The organism is Reticulibacter mediterranei, from assembly GCF_016587455.1.
The window spans coordinates 2,952,345-2,972,281 of record NZ_BNJK01000001.1; the positions used below are offsets into that span (position 1 = coordinate 2,952,345).

At 52.1% G+C, this 19,937-nt stretch carries 13 protein-coding genes; 6 read left to right on the plus strand and 7 right to left on the minus strand.

The genetic code is table 11. From position 1 onward, the window contains the following. Window positions 1-22 precede the first annotated feature (22 nt). Window positions 23-1,585, plus strand: coding sequence for a serine/threonine-protein kinase (locus K3T83_RS12560; protein ID WP_236064884.1), 1,563 nt, complete (start codon window positions 23-25; stop codon window positions 1,583-1,585). 92 nt (window positions 1,586-1,677) lie between these two features. On the opposite strand, the gene K3T83_RS12565 is transcribed toward K3T83_RS12560, so the two are convergent. The 5 genes from K3T83_RS12565 to K3T83_RS12585 form a co-directional block, all read right to left on the minus strand. After that, window positions 1,678-1,932, minus strand: a complete 255-nt coding sequence (locus tag K3T83_RS12565) for a hypothetical protein (protein WP_220203309.1) — start codon at window positions 1,930-1,932, stop codon at window positions 1,678-1,680. A gap of 130 nt (window positions 1,933-2,062) precedes the next feature. Then, window positions 2,063-2,698 (minus strand): RNA polymerase sigma factor, encoded by a 636-nt coding sequence (locus tag K3T83_RS12570; RefSeq protein WP_308441677.1) that lies wholly within the window; start codon window positions 2,696-2,698, stop codon window positions 2,063-2,065. A gap of 291 nt (window positions 2,699-2,989) precedes the next feature. After that, window positions 2,990-4,774 (minus strand): threonine--tRNA ligase, encoded by a 1,785-nt coding sequence (gene thrS, locus K3T83_RS12575; RefSeq protein ID WP_220203310.1) that lies wholly within the window; start codon window positions 4,772-4,774, stop codon window positions 2,990-2,992. A 539-nt stretch (window positions 4,775-5,313) separates the two neighbouring features. Continuing rightward, window positions 5,314-7,116 carry a threonine--tRNA ligase gene (gene thrS / locus K3T83_RS12580; protein ID WP_220203311.1) on the minus strand — a complete coding sequence of 601 codons (1,803 nt, stop codon included), beginning with the start codon at window positions 7,114-7,116 and terminating at the stop codon, window positions 5,314-5,316. A 580-nt stretch (window positions 7,117-7,696) separates the two neighbouring features. Beyond that, window positions 7,697-9,310, minus strand: a complete 1,614-nt coding sequence (locus K3T83_RS12585; protein ID WP_220203312.1) for a family 16 glycosylhydrolase — start codon at window positions 9,308-9,310, stop codon at window positions 7,697-7,699. Between the two features lie 180 nt (window positions 9,311-9,490). On the opposite strand from K3T83_RS12585, the gene K3T83_RS12590 reads away from it, so the two are divergent. The 3 genes from K3T83_RS12590 to K3T83_RS12600 all read left to right on the plus strand — a co-directional run bounded on the left by K3T83_RS12590 (window position 9,491) and on the right by K3T83_RS12600 (window position 15,160). Next, complete coding sequence (locus tag K3T83_RS12590) at window positions 9,491-9,670, plus strand: hypothetical protein (protein ID WP_220203313.1); 180 nt, start codon at window positions 9,491-9,493, stop codon at window positions 9,668-9,670. Between the two features lie 113 nt (window positions 9,671-9,783). Then, window positions 9,784-11,742 carry a nitrilase-related carbon-nitrogen hydrolase gene (locus K3T83_RS12595; RefSeq protein ID WP_220203314.1) on the plus strand — a complete coding sequence of 653 codons (1,959 nt, stop codon included), beginning with the start codon at window positions 9,784-9,786 and terminating at the stop codon, window positions 11,740-11,742. 340 nt (window positions 11,743-12,082) lie between these two features. Further along, a complete protein-coding gene (locus K3T83_RS12600; protein ID WP_220203315.1) occupies window positions 12,083-15,160 on the plus strand; it encodes a sensor histidine kinase in 3,078 nt (1,025 codons plus the stop codon). 26 nt (window positions 15,161-15,186) lie between these two features. On the opposite strand, the gene K3T83_RS12605 is transcribed toward K3T83_RS12600, so the two are convergent. Both K3T83_RS12605 and K3T83_RS12610 read right to left on the minus strand, forming a co-directional pair. Next, window positions 15,187-15,372, minus strand: coding sequence for a hypothetical protein (locus K3T83_RS12605; protein ID WP_220203316.1), 186 nt, complete (start codon window positions 15,370-15,372; stop codon window positions 15,187-15,189). A 97-nt stretch (window positions 15,373-15,469) separates the two neighbouring features. Next, the gene (locus K3T83_RS12610) at window positions 15,470-16,462 is read right to left on the minus strand and encodes a helix-turn-helix transcriptional regulator (protein ID WP_220203317.1); all 993 of its coding nucleotides are present in this window, start codon (window positions 16,460-16,462) and stop codon (window positions 15,470-15,472) included. Between the two features lie 257 nt (window positions 16,463-16,719). On the opposite strand from K3T83_RS12610, the gene K3T83_RS12615 reads away from it, so the two are divergent. Together K3T83_RS12615 and K3T83_RS12620 are read left to right on the plus strand one after the other, a co-directional pair. After that, window positions 16,720-17,538: an LLM class flavin-dependent oxidoreductase gene (locus tag K3T83_RS12615; protein ID WP_220203318.1), complete on the plus strand. Its 819-nt coding sequence runs from the start codon at window positions 16,720-16,722 to the stop codon at window positions 17,536-17,538. A gap of 366 nt (window positions 17,539-17,904) precedes the next feature. After that, window positions 17,905-19,701: a S53 family peptidase gene (locus K3T83_RS12620; RefSeq protein WP_220203319.1), complete on the plus strand. Its 1,797-nt coding sequence runs from the start codon at window positions 17,905-17,907 to the stop codon at window positions 19,699-19,701. Window positions 19,702-19,937: the final 236 nt, after the last annotated feature.

A 19,937-nucleotide genomic window follows, 5' to 3' on the forward strand; every position in this document is an offset into this window, starting at 1 on the left:
TTGTCAATGGGGGTCACAGATAATGCAAATGGTCGATCATACAGGACAACAATTTGGAAATTATACATTGACACGGTTATTGGGCATCGGTGGTTTTGCGGAGGTCTATCTGGGCGAACATATCTATCTTAAAAGTCAGGCAGCGATTAAAGTTCTTCTCACTACGTTAGATCAAGAGGAAATTGCCCGTTTTCTGGCCGAGGCACGCACTCTAGCAGCATTGAAGCACCCTCATATCGTGCGCATTCTGGATTTTGGCATTGAGAAAGATACTCCGTTTCTTGTCATGGAATACGCGTCCAACGGTACCATACAGCAGCGACACCCGCGAGGAGTGCCTCTCACGCTCGACGTTGTCGTTCCATATGTCAGTCAGATTGCCTCAGCATTGCAGTATGCTCACGATCAGAAGCTCATCCATCGCGATATCAAGCCGGGAAACATCTTGCTTCAGGAACAAAACGAACTGTTGTTGAGCGATTTTGGCGTGGCTATGTTCGCACATGATAGCCAGCAAAAAAGTGATCAGGAGTTTGTTGGCACAGCAACCTATATGGCTCCCGAACAGATTCGCGGTCAGGCATGCCAGAGCAGCGATCAATATGCGCTAGGCGTAATCGTGTATGAGTGGCTCAGTGGCGGCTATCTCTTCCAGGGATCATTTACCGAGGTCTGCACGCAACATATGTACACCGCTCCTGAGCCGTTGCGCAACCGAATACCGAACATCTCGCCCACAATCGAACAGGTGCTCATGACCGCCCTCGCCAAAGAGCCTTCTCAGCGCTTTAGCAATGTGCAGGCATTCGCAACCGCACTGGAACAGGTCTATCTCTCTGAACAAACCACCGTTCCCTCCTTGCCTGATGGAGAGTCACATGTCATTTCATCCTTTGCGGATAGCGCGACGCCTGCCCAGCAAGATGCAATACCGCCAACAACCGCAGCTTCACAGCAATACGCGCCGACCAACTCATTCAGCACAACATTACGGTCGCTCCTCTCGCAACGAACGCTTACCATTAAAAACTCGATCTTGTTGTTTGCGCTGCTGGGAATCGTGATAGTTGGTAGCGGTCTGTTTTATGCCTATGCAGCAACAGGACGACCAGTAACCACGCAAAATCGAAAGGCGACCGCAACGCCCACACAGATCGTTTTCTCGCAATCTCCATCGACGCCAACGACCACGACACCAACCACGTCCTCGACTCAGGTTGATCTGGCGGTTGCATCTTCACCGACAACAACCAGTGTAGCTCAAGTCACAGCCACACCAACACCAGAGCCAACCTCAAAGCCAAAACCCGATTCGACACCAACACCAAAGCCAACGGCTACACCAACACCTAAACCAGTTTGCCCTCCAACAATCCAATCGGGCAGCAAAAATACATGGGTCAAAACGTTACAGCAAGATTTGAATAAGCGTGGCATGAAAGATTCGGCAGGAAAAGCTCTGGTTGTTGATGGGGATTTCGGCGCTAATACTCTGTATGCCGTCAAGAGCTGGCAAAAGTCCGCAAAAATCGAAGTTGACGGAGTGGTTGGACCGCAGACCTGGCATTCGTTAGGTCACTGCTAAGATGTACTCTTTACTGGCTTTCCCAACAAAAAAGCCTTCTCATTCTAGCAGTGAAATGAGAAGGCTGAATATAAGTGCTGATGAAAGAGTCTTTATGAAAGCTGAATGCCCAGGCCACGCATCAGAAAATCGCTAATATCGTTCAAAGGCGAGGCAAGCGTGCGCGAATCTTCCTCCAGCTTTACCTGCTCTCGAACCTGGGGCAAATGAGCAACGGACGCCATAATAGAATCTACAAGAAATGTCGGCGGCTCGATTTGCTCCAATTGACAGTATAGTTCGTCGATATCGTCATCTAATATATCATTAACCAGTTCGTTAGAAACGAGATCTTGGTAGTTCTTCATGCTTGCTCCCTCTTACATTATCGTGTCGTTATCTGAGTATAACACGGATAAAGTAAGAGGAGAGTTTCATTTTTCCAAGCATTCTTAGCCAATTTTTATTTGTTTCCTTAGAACTGTTAGAGAAAAACGCCTACTGGACGTTCGCTCGTGGCTGCCACTGGGTTCCGAGAGCCGCACGCAGCAATGGGCGCGCACGCTGGAAGTAAGTCTTGGCGGTGGCCTCTGGCATATTCAAAGTCTTCCCAATTTCTGAGAAGGTGAGCTGGCCAGCATAGCGTAACAACACAACAGAACGGAATTTGGGGGGCAGGCCATCAATAGCTTTTTTCAGCGCACTCTGCAAATCATGATGTTCAGCAATTTCATCGGGCAACGGGCGAGTATCGGGCATAATATCCAATGGCGACAGGTCATCATCACCAGTGGTTGACTCTAACTCGGAGAAGTGAGTCGGACGTTTGCGCCGCAATTCGTCCAGGCAGCGATTGCGTGCAACCTGGAACAGCCATGCCTTCAACGGCTCACCCGTGCGCAGGGTCGGCATGGAAATATACAACTGTAAAAACACCTGCTGCGCAACATCACAGGCAAGATCATAATCGCCTAAGCAGTGGCAAATGAAATTGAAAAGAGGAACATTATAACGACTGACAAGCATTTCAAACGCCCGCTGATCACCAGCAAGGGTCTGTTTCACTAACATACCATCAGTAATTTCGGGAGAGACTTTCGGACTATTTTTTGTTCGTTCACGTACCTGCATCATTCATTACCTCACTTTCTTTGTTGTCAATAGCATAGTTTTTTCTAGTAGAATTTTCAAGTATTTTTGGCCCATATAAGCTCTGCTGTATGCCACTCTAAGCGTAAACTAAAAACATTAAGATCAATCTGGGTGAACCTTAAAAGGAGTTAATAATTCTATCTTTAATCTTCCTCTTATGATTTCTCATCGTTTTTTAAGCTTTAGTTCAGAAGGGTTCTGAATGAGGTCGTCGAGAGGTGCTCATTTATAACACGTAAGCAACCTCTCGAACAGTGACATCTCAGTGGTGTCCTATTGTGCCTCCTGCGGCCACAGATCCTTGCTTCTGGCCTTGATAATTTGTGAAGCTTGCGCTCTAAACTGGTCCAGCGGTATGCTTTTCAGGTTGACGTTGGAGCGCAGCCGCACCGAAACGGCACTGGCTGCCTCCTCTTGATCGCCCACAATCAGCATATACGGGATCTTTTGCAACTGGGCATCGCGAATCCGAGCATTCATCCGCTCATTACGCGCATCTACCTCAACGCGTATCCCGGCTTCTCGCAAGACCTCGCGCACACGTTCAGCATAGGCGGCATGGCGGTCCGCAATAGGAATCAACATGGCCTGGATGGGTGCCAACCAGACTGGAAAAGCTCCTGCCGTATGCTCAATCAGAATGCCGATGAAGCGTTCGAGCGAGCCATAGATGACGCGATGGATGACCACTGGCGTTCTTTGCGAGCCATCCCTATCGATATAAGCGCACTGGAAGCGGCGCGGCATCTGGAAATCAAGCTGGATCGTTCCCATCTGCCAGGATCGCCCCAGCGCGTCCTCCATCAGAATATCGATCTTCGGTCCATAGAAGGCACCATCGCCCTCCTCTACCGCATAATTGCCCGCTCCGGCATATTTATCCAGAATATGGCGCAGGATCGCCTCAGCCCTGTTCCACGTCTCCATATCTCCTATGTAGGAGTCAGGACGCGTACCCAGACGTAGCGAATACTTCAGATCGAAAATGCTATAGAAAAAGTCGATATCTTTGAGAATACGCTCATACTCATCCTCCAACTGCTCCTCCGCCACAAACACATGGGCATCATCCTGCGTGAACTTCTGCACCCTCAGCAACCCATGCAACGTCCCTGAACGCTCATGGCGGTGCAGGATATCACAATCAGCAAGACGAAGTGGTAGATCGCGATAACTGCGCGTCTTAAAATTGAAGACCATCATCGCGTTCGGGCAGTTCATCGCCTTGATGCCATAGCCATTGATTACACCATTAATGGAAAGCAGAAACATATTGTCTGCATAGTGCGGCAAATGCCCCGACGTTTCCCAAACCGTCCGCTCGTTAATCAACGGGGCCGAGATCTCCTGATAGCCTCGCTTCTCATGCTCCACGCGCCAGAAGTTAATCAATTCCAGCAATACTTTAAAGCCACGCGGCAACCAGTAAGGCATGCCTGGAGCCGTCGCGTCAAAGTGGAACAGTTCTAACTCGCGGCCCAACTTGCGATGATCGCGCTTCTGGGCCTCCTCCAGTTGCCACAGGTATTGATCAAGTTCTTCCTGCGAGAACCAGGCCGTGCCATAGATGCGCTGCAAACGATCACGCATTTCGTCGCCGCGCCAGTACGCCCCCGCGATGCGCATCAATTTAAAAGGGCCAATTTGTCCCGTGTTCTCGACATGCGGTCCTCGGCATAAATCGAGAAAGTTACCCTGTTGATAGATCCCGACCTCCTGATCGAATAAATGCTCGATAATCTCAACCTTATAGGGTTGTCTGCGCTGCCGGAAGTACTCAAGCGCCTTCTCACGCGGCCAGCGATCCTGCACAAAAGGGTATTTTGCGGCAATAATCCGCTGCATCCGTCGCTCAATTTCCGGCAGATCATCGGGCGTGAGCGAGCGCGGCAAGGCAAAATCGTAATAAAAGCCGTCCTCGATGGCCGGGCCAATGGCAAATTGAGCGTCGGGGAACATCTCCTGCACGGCTTCGGCCATCACATGCGCGGCAGAGTGCCGCATCCGTTGCAGCGGCGAGTAGCTCACCGACTCCTCTAAAGCACCTTCAAACGACATGTTTCTTTCATCCTTTCTGCTTGTCATGCATAGTTTAACTGTAACAGCAAAAAGCCTTCTCATCCCCACCCGAATACATAGCTGCATTCAGAGCACAAAAGGGACGAGAAGGCTCGATAGTGAAACGATCCTTTCGTGGTTCCACCCATATGCCGCGTTCTTATTACCTGGACAAGAACGCGCTCTAGAGGCCGTTAACGGGGCCAGGGCGTGTACTTTACTGACTCAGTACAGGCTGGCGAGGGGTATCTTCTTCTTGTTGGTTGGTGTGCTTTCAGCCGATCGGCACATCCTCTCTGCTTACCACCGTAACAACTGCAAGAGATTGTCGCTACGGAAGAAGACATGTCTCGCTTCTATGCCATGCTTATTTCGCTATAATTGGTGCATCCGCAATTGGAGCGATGAGCGCTCCCCCGAAAATGGCAGGGGCCCTGGCTCACACCACCTGAATGCGGCAAAACGGGCGAGGACAAGCCATCACCCCTGCCATTTTCGGCCTCCCCAGAGGAGTTCATGGATGCATCAATAACGTATATTTATTTCTGAAACCAGAGTTCCCGATTTTTGGTCGTGATGATCTCACCGACGCGCTCTACAAACTGGTTGAGCGGCATGCTCTTGAGATCGACATTCGAGCGCAGACGGACCGAAACAGCGTCCGCTGCCGCCTCTTTATCGCCCACCACCAGCATGTACGGGATCTTCTGCAACTGGGCATCGCGGATCTTGGCGTTCATGCGCTCACCTCGCGTATCAATTTCGGCCCGGATGCCAGCTTCTTTGAGCGTTACCAGCACTTTGCCAGCATATTCGGCGTGGCGATCAGCAATGGGAATGATCATCACCTGCACCGGGGCGAGCCAGACCGGGAAGGCACCGGCGAAATGCTCGATCAGCATCGCCATAAAGCGCTCCGTCGAACCCGTCACAGCGCGGTGAATCATGACCGGGCGATGGGCCTGTCCATCCTCGCCGATATACTCCAATTGGAAGTTCTCCGGTTGGTTGAAGTCAAGCTGAATCGTCGAACACTGCCATTCGCGACCCAGTGCATCACGAACCATGAAGTCCACTTTGGGGCCGTAGAAGGCTGCCTCGCCGATACCCACCTCATACTTGAGACCCTTACGCTCAGTGGCATCACGTAACGCCGTCTCTGCTGCCTCCCACACCTCATCGCTGCCGATATATTCCTCTTTCTTCTGTGGATCACGAAGCGAGAGGCGCACCCAATAGTCGGTCAACCCATACGTCTCGAAGACCTCCAGCGTGAGGTTGATCGCGTTGTCAAACTCCTGCTGGACCTGGTCAGGTCGCATAAAGACGTGGGCATCATCCTGCGTCAAACTGCGCACGCGTGCCAGACCCGTGAGCGTGCCCGCCTTCTCATAGCGGTACAGCGTGGCAAACTCGGCGTAGCGCACTGGCAGATCGCGATAACTGTGCATTTGCGATTTATAGAGCGTGATATGGTGCGGACAGTTCATCGGCTTGAGAACGTAGGCATCATCCTCAGAGAGTTCCTGCTCACCCTTCATCACCGGGAACATATTCTCGCGATACGTGTACCAGTGGCGCGACGTTTTGTAGAGCCGCACCTTGCCCAGATGAGAGGTCCAGACGTGCTGGTAGCCGTAGCGCTCCTGCGTCTGCCGCACATACTCTTCCATCAGGTGGCGCAACATCTCACCATTGGGCAGGAACATCGGCACACCAGCGGGCAGGTCGTCGCTCAGCACAAAGAGCTTCAACTCGCGGCCCAACTTGCGATGGTCGCGCTTCTGAGCCTCTTCCAATCGCCACAGGTATTGATCGAGTTCCTCCTGCGAGAACCAGGCCGTGCCATAGATGCGCTGCAACATAGGGCGATGCTCATCGCCACGCCAGTATGCTCCAGCTACGCGCATCAGCTTGACCGGCCCGATCTGACCCGTGTTCTCGACGTGAGGACCACGACAGAGATCCAGAAAGTTTCCCTGCTGATAGATGCCAACCTCTTCATCGGGCAGGTTCTCGATAATCTCGACTTTGTAGATCTGCCCCTTGTTGCCAAAGTATTCCAGGGCTTTTTCGCGCGGCCAGCGATCCCGCAAGAAGGGATATTTTGCGGCAATGATCCTCTGCATTCGGCGCTCGATTTCCGGCAGATCTTCCGGGGTCAGCGCACGCGGCAGATCAAAATCATAGTAAAACCCATCCTCGATGGCCGGACCAATGGCGAATTTGGCATCAGGAAAGATCTCCTGCACTGCCTCGGCCATCACGTGTGCGGCGGAGTGCCGCATGCGCTGAACCGGCGTATAATTTACCGATTCCTCCAGTTCAACTTCCACCGACATAAGTTATCCTCCTTCAATGGTTCCGTTCATTTGTAGAGAACCATATTTATCCCAATAAAAAAACCTCTTCATCCCACCTGGGACGAAAAGGTTAACATGCACTTTTCGTGGTTCCACCCACATTCCGCACTCACCTGCTCACGCAGCAACAGATAGCTGTCGTCGCCCTCTCTCCTAATAAAAATGGGGCGTGAGAATGCGCTCTCATAAACCGATAACGTGGTTTGGACGTGTACTTTACTGGCTCAGTACAGACTGGCGAGGGGTATCTGCTTACTTACGAGTCGGGACACTCTCAGCCTATCGGTGCGGCCCTCTCTGTCTACTCATGGGTAAGGGACATGTCTCGCGTGCATCAAAATTCAACTTTACTATTGTCTTCTATAGTAGCATACATGACCATCCGTGTAAAGAGGGATATGTTTATTATTTTTCTCTCACCAATAAACATATCTTCATCATCCATGCTTATGTTCAGTCTATTACTTGTATATCTATGCAGTCCCCATATTTCGTAGTTGCGCGATAAATCGCGCAACTACGAAATATAAGTTCATTCAATTAAAAGGGACATATCAGATCAGCCCTGCTGGAATACCCTGATGTAATCAATGTACATCTTTTGTGGATAGGTGCTGCTACCATCGGGATCGCCAGGCCAGGTGCCTCCAACTGCGACGTTGAGCAAAAGGTAGAAGGGGTGGTCATAGGCCCATCTCCCATGCTGTTCTACCGTTGTTTTGGTCACAGTGAAATACTTGTTGCCATCCACAAAGAAAGCAATCTGGTTAGCGTTCCATTCGACGGCAAACAGATGATAATCATCGGCAAATTTTTTCCCGCTTTGCAGCGAATATGGGCCACCTATCCCGTTCGCACCCGAATAGCCGGGACCGTGAACCGTTCCATGCACCGTTGATGGCTCCCGTCCGATATTCTCAAAGATATCGACCTCGCCGTTATTCGGCCACCCCACGCTTGCAATATTATTGCCCATCATCCAGATTGCCGGCCATATTCCCTGACCAGACGGGATTTTGATGCGCGCCTCGACTCGCCCATAGGTAAAGTCAAACTTGTCTAACGTGGTGAGGCGAGCAGAGGTGTATTGACAAGTGCCATACCAGCATTGATAGTTGGCCGGATTCTCCTTACGTGCCTCAATAACGAGATTGCCGTTCCCATCCTGTTTGGCATTGTCGCTCTTCGTATAATATTCTCGCTCCTGATTGCCCCAGCCACCGCCACCAACATCAGCAACCCACTTGTTGCCATCTGGCCCTGTTCCGACAGCACCATTAAATTCATCATTCCAGATAATATGCCAACCAGCTGGCGCCGTTGGAGTGGTCGCCACTATCGGCGTCGTTCCTACCGTTGGCGTGATCCCTACGGTTGGGGTGACTTCTGCTGTTGGTGTAATCCCTACCGTTGGCGTCGTTCCTACGGTTGGCGTCGTTCCTACCGTTGTCGTGACTTCTGCTGTTGGTGTAATCCCTACCGTTGGCGTACTTTCCTCCGTCGGGGTTGATTCTACGGTTGGGGTGACTTCTGCTGTTGGCGTGATCCCCGCCGTTGGAGTTACCTCTACGGTTGATGTAGCTTCTGCTGTTGGCGTCGCTCCCGCTACCGGAGTACTTTCCGTCGTTGGGGTTACTGAAAGACCTCCAGCGACGCCGTATATCTGGAACTCCGCGAGGGAGATACCAGAAAACATGCCGTGCGCCATCACATACAGGCGAATGTAACGACCTTTCCCCGAAACGGTCAATTCCTCTACACCACCCTTTCCACTGTTCGTCGAATACAGCGAGGTCCAGGCCTTCTTATTATCTGAAACCTGAATCTGATATGCCTTCGCATATGCTGCTCCCCATGTCAGAATCACCCGATGAATCACAGCCCCCGCCCCCAAATCAACCTGTAACCACTGTCGATCAGCATAGCCACTCACCCAGCTCGTTTTTGTATCTCCATCCACCGCCTTCTTCGCTGTGCAGTCACGACACCAGAAGTTATTCCCACGCGTAGAAGAGGTTGCCGGACGTTTTGCCGAAATTAACGTGTCTTCAGTAGTACTTGCAAACGCATAGCCAGCTGATAAAAATAATCCTCCCAGCAACATGCAGAGAGGAAACAATTTGATGACATTCCACAGGCTCCTCGTTTGTTTTTTCCTTGACGCATGTTCCATATGCATTGTATCCCCCGTAGAAATATTTCCCTGCCTCAACAAATAATTCTCTCGCCTGTACGAGACATTGCACGGCTGTACACCCGGGTTTAAAGCCACCAAATAGAGAAGAGATGAGGCTTTACCTATAATGATAAGAATATTCTATATACTCACAAGGTAGTTACAGGGACAAAGAGGATGTTTAAGAAAAAGAGCGCACCAGGAGATACGGTGACTTATCCCAACCATCTCTCGGCGAACAAAGGGGCTGACCTGTTTACCTATGAACATGCGAACACCATCAAGCCAGAAAGGGCCAGTTCATCCTCGCCTTCAAAAGAGCAGGGCATTTCTGACTTATGGGGGGTGAATCCATAGTTGGCTATATCTCGTCCATATTTTTCAAAACGTGTTATAATACAAGCAAATTTTCGGGTTCTTTTTCAGCAAAACCTTGCCTTTCTCGAAGTTCTAGACCAGCAGGAGTCTACATGTGTACTCATACATCCCCCCTCAACAGATACCGAGTTGCCGCAATTCAATATGAGCCGACGCTCGGCGAGAAAGAAAAGAATATTCGCGACCTGCTCCGACTGGTTGAGGAGGCAGCCCAACATGATGCACGTATTATTGTCTTGCCAGAAATGGCAACTACGGGTTATGGCTGGGCCTCACGCGCAGAGATTGCACCATATGTGGAGCCACTTCCTGGCCCCACCACTGAGCGCTTCCAACAGCTGGCGGCACGCTACAACTGCTATATCGCGGTCGCACTGCCAGAAGTAGATCCAGCCACACAGGTCTATTACAACAGTATGGCCCTGATCGGTCCCGATGGCCTGGTAGGAACATACCGCAAGATCCATTCCTGGATGGCGGAGCCGCGCTGGGCACGCGATGGCGATCTGGGCTTTCCTGTCTGGGACACGCCGCTTGGACGTTTGGGCAGCCTGATGTGCATCGATGCCAACTACTGCGAGTCAGCACGCCTCTCTACTCTGCATGGAGCCGATGTTCTGCTGTTCCCAACCAGCCAGTACGCCACGAAATGTCCTGATAGCTGGTGGATGGCACGCGCATTTGAGAATGGGGTCTATCTCATTGCCGCCAATCGCTACGGCATGGAACGCGGCCTGCAATTCAGCGGTGGCAGCAGCATCTTAAATCCAGACGGGTCTATCCAATCCTATCTGGATACAGGCGAAGGCATCGTCTACGGTGAAGTTGATCTGGAACAGGCAAGGAACAAGTCCTGGGGCAGCGCCATCTCTCGTGCAGGAGACCGTCTGGCCGACCGTCGCCCCTCTGAATACGTCTCGATAGTACAAAATACCTATCTCTGGGAGCCGCTGCGCTATCATAGTCTCTACGAGCTTGGCGAGCTACCAGAAGGGCAACTCTCGTGCGTCGGCTTCGTGCAGACGCGACTGGACACGTTTCCCAACCATTCAACCCAGGCGACGATTGATGCTCTGGGGGAGTTTGTCCGTACATGGATGCATGATAGCGCTCCCGCCAGCCCTGATATTCTGGTTTTGCCCGAACTGCTACTTCCAGGACCAGTGCCAGCGCCCCAATACGAACTACGCGAAGGCAGCGAGATGTACACGCCCGAAGAGATCGCAGCTCACTTTCGGAAAGGAGCTATCCGCGTGCCCGGTCCCGAAACGGAGGCGCTGGTAGCCATCGCCGATGAGTTACAGATCAGCATCGTTCTGGGAGTGGCAGAGCGCACAGACGATGCATTTTATAATACAGTACTGCTGTTAGATCCCGAAGGGATTTATGGCACCTATCGCAAGCTGCATCTCACAGAGCGCGACCGACTCTGGGCCACGCCCGGCAATCTGGGCCTGCCCACGTTTGACACACCAACGGGACGCATCGGGCTGGCAACTGGATACGATGCCCTTTTCCCGGAGACACTGCGGGTGCTGGCTGGCAAAGGATCTGATCTGATCTGCGCGCCAACCTTGCTCGATTTTCCCGACCCTGTTGGTCTGCCACCTTCGAAAATTCCGCACCTCATCAGCGCTGGACCCGATGAGTATGATCCTGAACACTACCTCATCTGGCGCATCCGTGCCGCCGAACACAACGTCTATCTGGCAATAGCCAATTGGAGTGGACAGGTCAACGGCATTCAAGCAAATGGGGTCAGCGGCATTTTCTCGCCAACATACTCGACCTATCCCTGGCCGGAGGTCATCGCCGACGAGGAGGAGCCAGGATTGATGATGATGACCATCGATACACGCGAGCAACGCACGGGCCGCCGTACAACGCGTTCGCTGGAATACGCTCCTGGCAATATGCTTGGCTCTCTCACCGGAGAGCTGGCATACGATATTCGTGATTCTATCCCTGGTAACGCGGTTCGCAGCAAACCTATGTTGCGCAAACGCCAACCGTACTGGTATCTGGATCTGGTGCGGTCCAAATTATCGTAGGGAATGCTTCTTCAGGGGCGCAACTGATTTAGGAGTTTCACAATTTATGGCATACTCATCTGTCGTAGTCGCACGATTTATCGCGCAAATGCGGGATTATTCGATAAACTGCGCGACTACGACAGATGAGAGCGATATATAGTGATCCAGACAATCAGTTGTGTCTTGCCATCAGCAGAAGCATTGAAGAAAGCTCATTGTTGAGTTGATGCTTCCGCGCACATGCGCCAGCTTCTATCTCAAAGCAAGGACGTATGAATATTGACGCAACGGCTGCATGTTGGGTATACTGCTCGCAAGATAGGTTCCTGGCATTTCGGCGGCTAATCTGGGAGTCCGCATGAAGACGATCACAACAAACAGGATAACCTCTGCCTATCTCCACAAGTTGGGACGCACGAATGGCATCATTACGCTTTCTGCCGTTATTTTTGTCGTCTTCAGCTTTCTCTGGATGCTCTTCCGAGTTGGTGGTCATGAAGGCACCAGCGTGGTAGGCAACGTTGTCTATATACTCGCAGCATTCTCAAGTGCCATAGTCTCTCTTGTTACCTCGTACCGCTTGCGTTTCGGTCCGTTGCAACTGGAGGTTCCGTACTGGCGAGCCTGGTTATATTGTGGGTTGGGTCAGACCGCGATAGCAATTGGCGGCGTCTGCTATGCTCTGCTGCAACTCAACGGTCAGCCACTCATGCCCTCGATCTCTGACCTCTTTTTTAACGTTGCTTGCCTGCTGATGCTGATCGGTCTGCTCTCGATCCCAACGATCGCAGGTTTCAGATTTCGTACGGTGGTCGATGTCCTCACAACAACGCTCTGCTTCCTGGGGATCATCTGGTCGTTTGTGCTGGGTCCAATCTATTTTACTCAGGTAAGTCAAAGCCATACGTTTTCTGAGATCATCAAACTGATCCTGAGCATCTCTTATCCCTGCTGGGATGTTGTATTTATCCTGGTGATCGTCTCGCTCATCCAACGACATATAGAGCCTGCTCTCTATCTCCCGCTGGTTCTCATCGGTCTTAGTACGATCTCTACTGCCTGGGCCGATATCACTTACGCCTACACAACAACCATTAGCAATACCTATCAGACCGGCACGCCCTGGATCGACCCGTTCTGGCTCATCGGCGGTATGCTGATCGCTTTAGCCGGGCTGTATCAATATACGGCTCTTGCGCGCAAAATACACGAAGAACAGGAACATGCCACACCAGCGCATCTCCAGTTGATCGAGGCGCTCTCGCTGCCGGTACGCGGCTGGCGGTATCTTCAGAGTGCGCTGGTCTACATCCCACTGGTTATTCTGCTGGTTTTGCTGGCTTTTACCGTCGTTACCAATCGACCAGAGATAGAAAATGGTCTGGTGTTTATCGTTACCATTGCCGGAAGTCTGGTTGCAATACGCTATTTTCTCACTACTCACGAGAACGATTCGCTCCTGCGCGAGCGCGAACAGGGACAGCGAGAGGCGGAACGTTCGCGCTCAACAGTAACACAACTTACTGGCATCTTCGAGATGGATCGATTACGCCAGGATGCTGTCCTGCTGGTAAAAACCGAACTGGGCTTCGATGCCGCTATGCTGCTCTTTACCGACAGCTATAATCTCCCGCTCGACCGTCGCCCGCGCGTCTCCGTCATCGCAACATCTAAAGACATCGATTCCACAACCCCGTCTAAAGATGTTAATACCATCCATCCGACAACCTCCTGGCAATTTTACGGCGACAATATTCTCTATGAGACGCTCAGCAAAGGGAAGTTGAAGACGCTGCAATGGAGCGAGTGCGTCACAAAGACGCCATCAGAGGTTCGCAACTGGCAACAACAGCAGCGCATTACCACAATGGATTTTTTGCCTGTCGGCTATCAAGGGAGAATCCTGGCCTGCCTGGGAGTTGCTCGCAGTTCCGATCTGCCTTTGAATCAGCACGATCTGTCCATGCTGACAACCTACACCAATCAGCTTGCTACGCTGATCGAACATGCCCGGCTCTACCAAGAGACAAGAGAACACGAACAGTTCGCAAAAGCGCTAGCCAATATCGCCACGCGACTCAATGAGGCAGTGGTCGAGCCAATTGAAATTGGTCAGTTGATTTGCGCTGAAGGGGCCAGAGCATTGCGTGCCGACTACACACTGCTCTACGTGAGAGATCCCAAAAACGAGACGCGCCTGGTGCCGCTATGTGTGCATATCCAACCCGAAGCGTTCCAGACAAATTCGCCAAGAGGGACCGGCCCTTTGATTACGCCCGTCACAGATCCGCAGCAATGGCCGCCAATCTCGCTGCACGAATATGAGGGCCAGGCGCTCCATACACCTCAGCCAACGTTGGTGTATATCTCCCAGCCTCAAACCACATCATCACAAAAGCTGCCCTCGCTGATGGGGATGCTCGACGCGAAGCGTAGCAGCTCTGGACTGCTCCTCGCGCGCGAACCCCGCAACAGACGCACTACGTCTTTGCTACGCGAGATGCTTTCTATCCATTTCGTGCCGACTGCCATTCTCGCTCCGCTGGCAACTCGCGGCGAACCAATTGGCATCCTGATCTTTGCGCGCTCCCATCTACCGGGCGGCCTCGAAAAACCAGCGCTCGATGTGATGGACCTTCCTCACGCTCAGGATTTCAGCGAGCAGGCGGGCGTGGTCTTCACCAACGCACAGCTCTATCAATCGCTCAGTCAGGCACACGAACGCCTCAAAGAACTGGATCAAATGAAGGATCAGTTTATGGTTACGGCCTCGCACGAGTTGCGCACGCCGCTCACAGCAGTCCAGGGCTATATCGAGCTGATGGCCGAGTATGATGCGGAATTGCCACCAGAACAACGACGCGAGTTTCTCCAAAAAGCGCGTCGTGGGTGCGATGAGCTGGCTGTACTACTTGGGAACGTCATGGACGCCAGCCGCTTAGAGGGGGAGATGAACGTAAAACCGGCCCTGCTCAGGCGCGTTTCGGTTGATGAAATTATCGATAGCGTGATTATTTTGATCGAACCGCATCTGACGAAAGAGCAACGCATGCTGCATAAACTTATCCCACCTCATCTCTTCGTCCAGGCCGATCCGGTTCGCTTGCGGCAGGTCTTGATGAATGTCTGTACGAATGCGCTGAAATACTCTCAACCTGGCACGCCTATTGGCTTCTCAGCGCGCACAGCCGGCCCTTGCGTCATTATCAGTATCTCCGATAAAGGCAAGGGCGTAAAGCCAGAACATCAAGCCCATATTTTCCAGCGCTTCTATCGAATAGAAAGTGATGTCAACAGCCCTGTGCGTGGCTCCGGGTTAGGCTTATATATTGCGCATCGCCTGATTGCTGCAATGGGAGGCAAGATCTGGATCGAGAGCCTGGGTATCCCCGATGAAGGCTCAACTTTTCATATACAGCTTCCCATGCTGCGCTAGCTAATAAGATCAACTACTGAGACTGGCTACCGTCTCGTTCCACGCTTCTCTGCTTCTTCTGCCGCTCTTTTGATCGCTTTGGAAGCGTGTTCATCGCAGAAGAGAAACTGACGACTTCCCGCCAGAATTTGCTTATATGCCGCTGGCTTCCCGCAAGGCTTGCCTTCGACAGTCACCTCACAGCGCCCGGCACTGACTTTCACTGCATTCATAAGTAAAAAGAAAAACCTCCTTACATCTATCACACGGACCTGCTGTCCGAGAAATTCCTGTGCAATAATCATATCACAAAAGGGCATTTTCGGCCCATCAGGGGCGCTCTACCATCGCCTCGCGGCGCTCCGACCTCTGCTCATAGAATGCGAGCATCCTCCTGGCCTGATCGATGATCTTTTCGCGCAACTCCTCTGGCTCCAACACCTCCACATCAGCACCAAATCCCGACAGACAAGCAAGCGCCGCCGACTCGACATCGAAGCGCATAAACACCTTCACCCATCCTTCCTCATCCTCTTCTCCTATCTGCTCCACATGCGAATAATAGCCCGCATTGCGCAAAAACGGCACGAGTTCAGGCAAGGCACGCAACGTGACAAAATAACTTGGAAGGTTACTTTTAAACGCAACAGTGGATTGCTCCCAGAACGTCGCCAGATCGAAGTCTACGGGACGCTCAAATGATTCTGGCAGGATACGAGCCTCACGGATGCGCGAGACACGATAGGTGCGAATATCGCCCTCGATCTGCGCCACAAGATACCATGTGCTGCCCTTTGCCACCAGTCCCAGCGGATTCACCAGCCGCTCTACCTGCTTCGCATCGCGCTGATAGCTGAAAAGCAACCTGCTCTCCTGCCAGACCGCCCCTTGCAACACGGACAGGCAGGGAAGCGCCTCTTCGGGGGTGCGCCATCCCGTCGCATCGATATAAAAGCGTTGCCTTGCGTATTCGGCGTTGTGGCGCGACATGCTGGGCAACGCGGCCAGCAGTTTGATAAAGGCGGCTTCGGAAGCCTGACTCAAACCAAGATCTGACAATAAGCGGTTAGGTCGTGTCAGGAACAACGCCTGCACCTCGCTCTCGCTCAGGCCCGTGAGGTTCGTGCGATACTCTTCCAGCAAACCCCAGCCGCCGCCGCTACCTCGCTCCGAGATAATAGGGATACCGGATACGCTCAACGCCTCCATATCGCGCTGAATGGTGCGCTCCGAGACCTCCAGACGCTGGGCCAACGTGCGGGCCGTTATGCGACGATGAACCTGCAACAACAACATAATAGACAACAAACGATCTGCACGCATCACGCCTGCCTTTCAATGTATGGTAGGAAGCAAGGCGAGGACAAGCCATCGCCCCTCCCATATACGATCTTCTCCCTCCCCAAGATTTCGTGGATGTATCAATCATACCAGATAAATATGACAGAAGGCGTCGCGAACCACGCTTATACTGAAAAAGCAACTCTCATTACAAAGGTTAGAAAGTAGAACTTGCAGAATTACAAACAATGGGAGGGGCGATGGCTTGTCCTCGCCCGACTTCCCAAAAGGAGCAAGCTATGCGTTATGGTATTGTCATTCCTGGCATAGAGATGCGTGCATTTGCAGAACTAGCTCGTGAAGCGGAAGAGGCCAGTTGGGATGGTGTCTTCGTGCCCGATGGCGTACCAGGCACCGATCCCTGGGTTGTCCTGACGGCAATGGCGATGCGCACCAAACACATCCGTTTAGGGACAATGCTCACGCCAGTCTCGCGCCGCCGTCCCTGGAAGCTCGCCAGCGAGACAGCTACGCTCGATTATCTCTCCAACGGTCGCGTTATCCTGCCTGTTGGCCTGGGCGCGATCGACGCGGGCTTTGAGCAGTTTGACGAGGAGACGGATAGGAAAGTCCGAGCCGAACTGCTTGACGAAGGATTAGACATTATGACTGGCCTCTGGAGCCAAAAACCTTTCCAATACGAAGGCAAACACTATCACGTTCGCTCAAACTGGAATGCGCCTTCGCTCCAACAACCACGCATCCCCATCTGGGTTACGGGCGTCTGGCCGCCACATATGAAATCCATGCGCCGCGCACTCCGTTATGATGGCCTCTTACCAAACATCCTGGACGAAAAAGGAAATCATCGGGAGATCACGCCAAACGATCTTCGCGCCATCCAACAATTCGTGCAAGAGCAGCGCACAGGCAGCACACCATACGATATTGTATTGGAGGGCGAGACACCCGGCGACAATACCGACAAAGCACGAGCTATCGTTCGTCCTCTCGCCGAAGCAGGTGCTACCTGGTGGCTCGAAAGCATGTGGTGGGACAATATTACTGTCGAGATCGTTCGCAAGCGTGTTCAGCAGGGACCGCCACGCATCGATTGACCTCTCCCCGTCGCATAAACAACAGACCATTCTGGCTACCGACTTGCCCTCTGTCCCGACTTTCACGTATGCTTGTTGGGGCATGGGCAAGCATTCCCAGGAGCTATTTCATCACCTGTAGATTGTCTGAGAGAGACACGCTCCAGCAGTACACTTCCATCTCAATTATCTATCACGCCACATTTATCATAACTGCACCAATCTGTTTTCAAACAGGTCTTTTTGTGAAATAGGCACTTCTCATCAACTCTCCTGGTCCCTATACTGCCAGAAAAGGGAATGGATCAGGCATTGTATGAAATCTCGTATTGCCTGTCTTGCCCATTTTTTGCAATCAAATAAATTTTTCATGCGGAGGATTATTTCATGTCGCTACAACGCCGTCAGTCACGATGGCACGTGCTGCAAATCACCACCTTCCTGATGCTGTTGTTGCCACTGGCTCTGGCCGCTTGTGGTGGTGACGACACAACGAAGAATGCCGCTCCAACTCCCGCGCCGACGAACGCCTCTACACAAATGGTGAATTTCGATCTGGGTATTCCCAAAGCGGCCCTCAACTCGCCTGTGGTCGGTGATCTCCCTGGCGATACGCTCTTAAAGGTCAACGTCTCGTTTAAACCAAATGAGGAACTACTCAACAAGTTGGATACGCAAAAGGGGAAAACGGACGATCAAACCGATGCCGCCTCACTTGCTAATCAGCTTGGCATCACCGATCAACAGTATGCGCAGGTCAAGAGCTTCTTCGGCGTGCAGGATGCAAAGTTGCAGCTCAGCAAGTTGCATACTAACCTCTCGATTGAGGCCAAAGCCAGCTCGCTTGCCAATCTCCTGCATACCAAATTTGTCTATCACCAGTACCAGAATCGCAAGTTCTTTGCTCCATCCACGCAATTGCAACTACCCAAACAGGTTGCAGATCAGGTCATCGCGATCAACGGTCTGGATAGCTACAAGCAGGCGCTCAAACCCGGCATCATGGGCAGCAAGCTACAACCGCTGACTACCAGACAACAGCATGCTGCGAATGCCGATTGCACGGTGAACGGCGACCAACTGCTCCCCAAACAGATACGCTCGGCTTATGGCTATAGTAGCTTCTGGAATCAAGGCTATTATGGTAAAGGAACCACGATTATCTTGCCTGAGCTAGCGGCCTTCAATACCACTGATGTCCAGAATTATCTCGGTTGCGTCGGGTATCGCGGCAAGCTCAGCGTCGTCAATGTCGCGCCTGCGCCCAATCCCAATAAAGATCTCTGGGGAGGCTCAGGCACTATCGAGGCCACACTGGATATTCAAATGGTAGCAGGCATGGCCCCCGACGCCAATATCGTTGTCTATCAAACTGATGGGAACCCAGAACTGCCCGATGGCACCTATCGCGATCCCTTGCACGACGTACTCAGACAGATTGTTGAGGACAATACCAACAATCACCAATTCAAGGTTGTCAGCGTCAGTTGGGGCGGTGCTGAAAAAAATGAAACTCAGAGTTCCTCTCAAGCGCTCAACAGCGATCTGCAATACCTGTCGCGCGTTGAACACATGACGGTATTCACCGCCAGCGGCGACTGCGGCGCGTATAGCCTGCGCAAGTATCCGGGCGAGCTATCGGTAGACTTCCCCAGCGCTAGCCCCTATTCTGTTGGCGTCGGTGGCACCCAATTGACGGTCAACGCCAATGGCACCAGGGCCAGCGAGGTCGTCTGGTCGGAGAGTCCCCAAAAGGCCGACTGCGACAATAGCTGGGGTTCTGGCGGTGGCATCAGCGAACTATTCGCACAACCCAAATGGCAGACCTCGTTTGGCATCGATGCAAATGGGCGTGCAGTGCCAGATGTCTCAGCAGTCGCCACCGACATAGCGATGTTTGTCGATGGACAATGGGTTATCGGAGGCGGAACCAGCGCCGCAACTCCCATCTGGGCAGCCGGTTGGAGCCTGACCAATCAGATGCTTATCAACAAGACCAAAACCTACTTCTATGGCCCGGCTGCTTTTTATGCGGCGGCAAAGAATAACGGCTCGTTCTTTGATGTACAGCAGGGCAATAACCTGCACTATAAAGCTGGCAGTGGTTATGACATGACCAGCGGATTAGGCACGCCCGACCTTCCCAAACTCTACCAGGCACTCTATCCGCTCACTCAAGAATAACAGCACACTTTCTATCATCGATCATATCACGGGGGCGCTCGCGAGCGCCCCTTTCCTCTCAATACTCTACCTCATCTATACACTTCCACTGGAACCGCTTCTATGTATCAATCGCACACAAAAATGCTGATCGTGAAACGCTCATGCCGCTTGAAGCGTTATAATAGCGGCAGAGACCTTGTGGAATATGCATTGAAGTATTTCTTTGAAGCATATTGCAAAATGATCCAGGGAAG

Bases quoted from the DNA above. Each gene is read 5' to 3' on its own strand.
- K3T83_RS12560 (WP_236064884.1), top strand. From the start codon at position 23: ATGCAAATGGTCGATCATACAGGACAACAATTTGGAAATTATACATTG.
- K3T83_RS12565 (WP_220203309.1), bottom strand. From the start codon at position 1,932: ATGAAGAACTACCAAGATCTCGTTTCTAACGAACTGGTTAATGATATA.
- K3T83_RS12570 (WP_308441677.1), bottom strand. From the start codon at position 2,698: ATGATGCAGGTACGTGAACGAACAAAAAATAGTCCGAAAGTCTCTCCC.
- thrS (WP_220203310.1), bottom strand. From the start codon at position 4,774: ATGTCGTTTGAAGGTGCTTTAGAGGAGTCGGTGAGCTACTCGCCGCTG.
- thrS (WP_220203311.1), bottom strand. From the start codon at position 7,116: ATGTCGGTGGAAGTTGAACTGGAGGAATCGGTAAATTATACGCCGGTT.
- K3T83_RS12585 (WP_220203312.1), bottom strand. From the start codon at position 9,310: ATGGAACATGCGTCAAGGAAAAAACAAACGAGGAGCCTGTGGAATGTC.
- K3T83_RS12590 (WP_220203313.1), top strand. From the start codon at position 9,491: ATGTTTAAGAAAAAGAGCGCACCAGGAGATACGGTGACTTATCCCAAC.
- K3T83_RS12595 (WP_220203314.1), top strand. From the start codon at position 9,784: ATGTGTACTCATACATCCCCCCTCAACAGATACCGAGTTGCCGCAATT.
- K3T83_RS12600 (WP_220203315.1), top strand. From the start codon at position 12,083: ATGAAGACGATCACAACAAACAGGATAACCTCTGCCTATCTCCACAAG.
- K3T83_RS12605 (WP_220203316.1), bottom strand. From the start codon at position 15,372: ATGAATGCAGTGAAAGTCAGTGCCGGGCGCTGTGAGGTGACTGTCGAA.
- K3T83_RS12610 (WP_220203317.1), bottom strand. From the start codon at position 16,462: ATGCGTGCAGATCGTTTGTTGTCTATTATGTTGTTGTTGCAGGTTCAT.
- K3T83_RS12615 (WP_220203318.1), top strand. From the start codon at position 16,720: ATGCGTTATGGTATTGTCATTCCTGGCATAGAGATGCGTGCATTTGCA.
- K3T83_RS12620 (WP_220203319.1), top strand. From the start codon at position 17,905: ATGTCGCTACAACGCCGTCAGTCACGATGGCACGTGCTGCAAATCACC.